The organism is Vibrio sp. OPT46 (assembly GCF_015163535.1).
Classification (GTDB): Bacteria; Pseudomonadota; Gammaproteobacteria; order Enterobacterales; family Vibrionaceae; genus Vibrio; species Vibrio alginolyticus.
The window spans coordinates 34824-40831 of the sequence record NZ_JADDYG010000093.1; the positions used below are offsets into that span (position 1 = coordinate 34824).

Genomic DNA, 6008 nt, shown 5'->3' on the forward strand with positions numbered 1-6008 from the left:
ATCAGGTGCAATGACCGAATATTTGATTGAGAAATACAGTGACGGAGCCTTTGCTCCTGAGCGTGGTACAAAAGCACACACAGAATATTTGCAATGGATGCACTTTGCAGAAAGCTCTGCAATTTTACCTATGCTGCTAAAAATCTTCGTAAGCAAAGAGCCAAATGAAACTCAGTTTTTATCAGGCTATGCCGACAAGGAAGCAATGAATGTACTAGGCTACTTCGAGCAATCCTTAGAAGGCAAAACTTACCTAGTAGAAGAGCGTCTGACTGGCGCTGACATCATGATGTCTTTCATTGTCGAATTGGTTCAAAAGTTTGGTTTAGTTAATCACTTCCCTAATATTGAACGTTATGGGAAACAGCTCGCGACACACCCAGCATTTGCAAAAGCTGAACAACTTGAAGTGAAGTACTCTTAATTACTTCCCCCCTTTCGCCCCTTTGATGACACGTAAAACTTCATTTAAGGGGCGATATTACTAGCATCGCAGACACGCTAACTGGATAGCGCTCCCCCCAGTCAATCGCTTTCGAGAACGCCGATTGTTATGTCAATCAAGCTAATGTAGTAAATTTCTGATTCTAATATAGTTTCGACCATAGTCACCATCTATTGAATTGATAAGCAATATCAGTTTTCTCCCCCAGCTTTTCCGTAATAACCTCCTCTACAGTTTCTAAGGTATTGAACCCTGGAGGGGGAAGAAAAATGACAAACAAGAAATTGACTACAGCAGCAGGCTGCCCTGTCGCACATAACCAAAACGTTATGACTGCAGGTCCTCGTGGCCCTCAACTATTACAAGACGTTTGGTTCCTTGAAAAATTGGCACACTTTGACCGCGAAGTGATCCCTGAGCGTCGTATGCACGCAAAAGGTTCTGGTGCTTACGGTACGTTCACAGTAACGCACGACATCACAAAATACACTCGCGCTAAGATCTTCTCTGACATCGGCAAAAAAACAGAACTATTCGCTCGCTTCACTACTGTAGCTGGTGAGCGCGGTGCAGCAGACGCAGAACGTGACATCCGTGGTTTCGCACTAAAATTCTATACTGAAGAAGGTAACTGGGACTTGGTTGGTAACAACACACCAGTATTCTTCCTACGTGACCCACTAAAATTCCCAGACCTAAACCACGCAGTAAAACGCGACCCTCGCACTAACATGCGTAGCTCTACCAACAACTGGGATTTCTGGACATCACTACCAGAAGCATTCCACCAAGTGACTATCGTAATGAGTGACCGTGGTATCCCAGCTTCTTACCGTCATATGCATGGGTTTGGTAGCCACACATTCAGCTTCATCAACTCAGAAAACGAGCGTTACTGGGTGAAATTCCACTTCAAAACTCAGCAAGGCATCAAGAACCTGACTGACCAAGAAGCAGAAGCGATCGTAGGTAAAGACCGCGAAAGCCATCACCGTGACCTTTACGAAGCGATTGAGCGCCAAGACTTCCCTAAATGGAAGATGTACGTACAGATCATGCCTGAGCTAGAAGCGGATGAAGTCAACTTCAACCCATTCGACCTAACACGTGTATGGTCTCAAAAAGATTACCCACTGATCCCAGTTGGTGAGTTCGAACTGAACCGTAACCCAGAAAACTTCTACGCAGAAGTTGAGCAATCAGCGTTCAACCCAGCTGCAGTCGTACCTGGTATCGGCTTCTCTCCAGATAAAATGCTACAAGGTCGTCTGTTCGCTTACGGCGATGCTCAGCGTTACCGTCTAGGTGTGAACCATCATCAAATCCCAGTGAACGCACCTCGTTGCCCTGTTCACAGCTACCACCGCGATGGCGCAATGCGCGTTGATGGCAACTTTGGTTCAACACTGGGTTACGAGCCAAACTACAAACAAGAATGGGCAGAGCAACCAGATTACTCTGAGCCACCTCTACGCATCAATGGCAACGCTGATCACTACGATCATCGTGTAGACGAAGACTACTTCAGCCAAGCGGGTGACCTATTCCGTCTGATGAGCGAAGAGCAACGTCAAACTCTGTTCGATAACACAGCTCGCGCAATGGACGGTGTGCCAGAGTTCATCCAACAGCGCCACGTTCAACACGCATACCAAGCGGACGAAGCGTACGGCAAAGGTCTTGAAATTGCACTAGGCTTAAACAAGTAAGCGAACGCTGCAATCATTACACTGCGTGATTTAAAGACGAAAAAGGAGGTACTCTACAGCACCTCCTGATTTCAAATCACTAATCCTTAATCACAAGTCACAAAACATGCTCAAGGTGATTCATTATGATTAACTTAGATTTCTTTAAGCTCTTTGATACCAAAGAACTGTTTATCTATTACTGATTCATCAACTACTGATTTTTAGCGACCGCTTTGATCAGTACTGATGTATCCATGCGACCTAAACCATCACGTTGAAGGTCTGCGTATTGCTCATCCACTTTCTTAGTCAGTGGAAGTTCTAGACCCACTCGCTCAGCTTCTTGCAGACAGAAACCTAAGTCTTTGCGCATCCAATCAATAGCGAAGCCAAAATCGAACTTGTCTTCAGCCATCGTATTTGCGCGGTTTTCCATCTGCCAAGAACCTGCAGCGCCATGCTTAAGTGTTTCTACAACTTGAGCGATGTCCAAGCCTGATTTTTGTGCCAGCAACAAAGCTTCACTCAGCCCTTGTAAAACGCCACCAATACAGATTTGGTTTACCATCTTACAGCGTTGACCCTGACCGTTTTCACCCAGTAGTGTCATCTGCTTCGCGTACACATCCATCGCCGGAGACACACGGTCAAAAATGCTTTGTTCACCACCACACATGATGGTTAGAACACCATTTTCTGCGCCCGCTTGACCACCAGAAACTGGCGCATCAATAAAGTGATTACCGTACTTAACACACGCTTCAGCCAGCTCAACCGCTAGGTCTGCAGAAGTTGTCGTGTGATCGACTAGCACTGCGTCCGCTTTCAAGCCGACCAGAATGCCCTCTTCACCGTAAACAACGCTACGAACGTCATCATCATTACCCACACAGGTAAAAACGATGTCACAGCCTTCCGCCGCTTCACGTGGTGTTTCACAAGCTACGCCTTGGTATTCTTCAGCCCATTTGTCGGCTTTCGCTTTTGTGCGGTTGTATACTTTGGTTTCAAAGCCCGCTTTACTTAGGTAACCAGCCATTGGGTATCCCATCACACCCAGACCAATAAATGCTACTCGTTGTTTTTCCATTGCACGCTTCCCTTAGTTCACCTGACTGAAATGTTTCGTAACATGCTACTAAAGAATTGAAATCATTACTCGTGATTTCTCTTTCCACGGTCTCGATGATCCAGTATTTCAGTTCGTTTATTGCGCCTTCTACACCCCTTTACTTGACGATTAGCATAACAGTCAAAGCACTTAAAAAGGTTTACTACTGCTTAGCGTGGAACATCGCTTGCCCACTCTTATCTTTGTTCGACCAGAAATTGATGTTGAACTGAGCATCATCGCTCATCTCAATACGGTGCCAGTACTGCGGTGGGCTTGTAGCAAACTGGCCTGCATTAATCACCACCACTTCTGCTTCTGTGGCATTTTCATCAGCAAAGCCGTAGTAAGTCACTTGCCCTTCCATGACGCACAGCTGTCCAAACACTCCCTCAGCGGTATTATGATGAGTCAGTAGCGCTGGTGGCACATTGTCTTTAGTGAAGAAAGGCGTTGAACGTTGAACAGTCCAGTCTTTAGGAATTCTTAGATGCGACATAATGATACCCTCTCTAATTACAATTCTTTTCGTTAAAATCGGTTAAGCCTGAGCGGCTTGAGACAACTCTCGGAGTAGTGGAAATGCTTGCGTAACTTGTTCTCCCGTCACGACGAAGCCCATGAGTCGGCTATTTTCATCTTCTGCTTTCGCGGCAATGCCAGTTTGAGAAATCTGCACGCTCCAGTTCGTCACCGAACTAAAATCGCCTGCCAATTGAATTGGGTAGCTCGGCGTTTTGACCTTTACCATCATAGGCGGTAGTTTCAACTCTGCTTCTTGCCCCAGTAGTTGTTTGCCCAAAGCATTGGCACTTAGCACGATCGGTTGGAGGTACGGCATCATTCGACCTTGGATCTCAGCACAATCGCCTAATGCAAATACATTGGCTGCTGATGTCTGTAATCGGGCATCTACCTCGATGCCTTTATTGACACTCACCCCACAAGCCTTCGCTAACCAAGTGTTTGCACGTAAACCCGCCGCTGAAATCACTACATCGGCTTCGATTTCCTTACCTTTGCTCAAGCTTGCCACCAGCGAATCTTCCGAGTGATTGATCGCGACAACTCCAGTCTCCAAAGCAAGTTGAATACCTTGCTGCTTAAGTTGATTCTCCAGCGGTAATGCAACAAATTCAGGAATCAAGTTAGCGAGCAAACGGGGATTTGGCTCAACCACCGTAACGGCTTTACCACTGGTTGCGAGATCCATGGCGATCTCGACGCCGATCAAACCACCACCCATTACTAGAATTCGTTTCGCACGGCTAATTTGCTCTTCCGCTAATTGATATTCTTGTAGCGAGTTTAGCGTTATCACCTCAGGTGCTGCATCGCCAGATATTGGTGGCACAAAGGCTTTCGCGCCTGTCGCAAACACCAGTTTGGAATAAGGATAGGTTTGGCCTTTGGCGACCACTTGCTGAGCTTGCACGTCGACATGCTCAACCTTGGTATGGGCGAACAGTTCGATGTTGTGTTCCTGTGCAAACGCCTCACCACTTTTAACTACCAAGTCTCGGGCGGTTTGCTTGTTGCTGAATACATGACTCAAATCGGGCTTGTTGTATTCCGCGCCATCATCAGCAGTAAACACTTGCAGCGGAATATGTGCGTCCATTCGACGCACTGTTTTCACCAATTGGTAAGCCGCAAAGCCGCTACCAATAATCACAATAGGTGCTTGCATATTCGCCCCCTTACCCGTTGTATTCGACAAAGACGTCTTTACCCAAATGGCATTCTGGGCACAAGAAGTAATCTGGCACTTCAGACCATGCCGTGCCCGGTTCAACGCCTTGATTAGGCTCGCCTTTAGCTGGGTCGTATACCCAATTACAAACCGTACAAACCATGCATTGACAATCTGCAGGATGCGCCTCAGTACTAGGGTTGCTAGGAGCAGCATCTACTACCGCCTGTGTTGTCGCTGGCGCAGCGGGTTGTGATTGAACTTGTGGCGCAGACGCAGCAATCGCCGGAGCAAGAACAGGACTTGTCAGATCATGCTTTGCCCACAATTTCGCGATGTTTTGACCATGTTCGCGACATTCACGCATCGCTTTACCATCTGGTCGCCATTTGGTTTTCAAGCTCACTGCGGTTTCAAAACCTGCGTCGGTCAACCGAGCATGGATACGATCCACCGCGCCACCATTCCACCCGTAGCTACCGAATGCAGCGGCTTTCTTCGCCTTAAAGCGCAGACCGGTAATTTCTTCTAGCATGCCTGCGATCTTCGGCATCATGACGTTGTTCATGGTAGACGAACCAACCAAGATGCCTTTTGAGCGGAATACGTTGGCGAGAATTTCATTCTTATCATGCTTAGAGACATTAAAGACTTTGACCGCCACGCCAGGGTCGACATCGTGAATGCCTTGCGCGATTGCATCGGCCATCATTCGGGTGTTATTTGACATAGAATCGTAGAAAATCGTAATGCGATCTTCTTGATAATTGTCTGCCCATGCTAAGTATTGCTCGATGATTTGAACCGGATTATCGCGCCATACAATACCGTGTGACGTGGCGATCATGTCGACAGGCAAATTGAAGCTCAGCACTTCTTTGATTTTTGCGGTTACCAAGCTGCTGAATGGCGTTAAGATATTTGAGTAGTAACGCAAACACTGTTCCATCAACTCATTTTGATCCACTTCATCATTGAACAGACGTTCATCGCAATAGTGCTGACCAAATGCGTCATTGCTGAATAACACTGCATCGCCCGTTAGGTAAGTCATCATGCTGTCTGGCC

At 46.9% G+C, this 6008-nt stretch carries 6 protein-coding genes; 2 read left to right on the forward strand and 4 right to left on the reverse strand.

Going from position 1 to position 6008, the window contains the following annotated elements:
* Together IQR33_RS04395 and IQR33_RS04400 are read left to right on the forward strand one after the other, a co-directional pair.
* Positions 1 to 424, forward strand: a 424-nt coding sequence (locus IQR33_RS04395) for a glutathione binding-like protein (protein WP_193843542.1), incomplete at its 5' end; no start/stop codon positions are given.
* Positions 425 to 714: 290 nt separating this feature from the next.
* Positions 715 to 2154 carry a catalase gene (locus IQR33_RS04400; protein WP_017635295.1) on the forward strand — a complete coding sequence of 480 codons (1440 nt, stop codon included), beginning with the start codon at positions 715 to 717 and terminating at the stop codon, positions 2152 to 2154.
* A 193-nt stretch (positions 2155 to 2347) separates the two neighbouring features.
* Here IQR33_RS04400 and IQR33_RS04405 read toward each other — a convergent pair whose 3' ends face one another.
* From IQR33_RS04405 to IQR33_RS04420, 4 genes are all read right to left on the reverse strand, one after another.
* Positions 2348 to 3226 carry an NAD(P)-dependent oxidoreductase gene (locus IQR33_RS04405; RefSeq protein ID WP_017821261.1) on the reverse strand — a complete coding sequence of 293 codons (879 nt, stop codon included), beginning with the start codon at positions 3224 to 3226 and terminating at the stop codon, positions 2348 to 2350.
* Between the two features lie 184 nt (positions 3227 to 3410).
* Positions 3411 to 3746: a DUF1971 domain-containing protein gene (locus IQR33_RS04410; RefSeq protein ID WP_193837291.1), complete on the reverse strand. Its 336-nt coding sequence runs from the start codon at positions 3744 to 3746 to the stop codon at positions 3411 to 3413.
* Between the two features lie 42 nt (positions 3747 to 3788).
* Positions 3789 to 4937: an NADH:flavorubredoxin reductase NorW gene (norW, locus tag IQR33_RS04415; RefSeq protein ID WP_161441255.1), complete on the reverse strand. Its 1149-nt coding sequence runs from the start codon at positions 4935 to 4937 to the stop codon at positions 3789 to 3791.
* A gap of 10 nt (positions 4938 to 4947) precedes the next feature.
* Positions 4948 to 6008: rubredoxin (locus IQR33_RS04420; protein WP_228013757.1), on the reverse strand; the 1061-nt coding region annotated here is incomplete at its 5' end.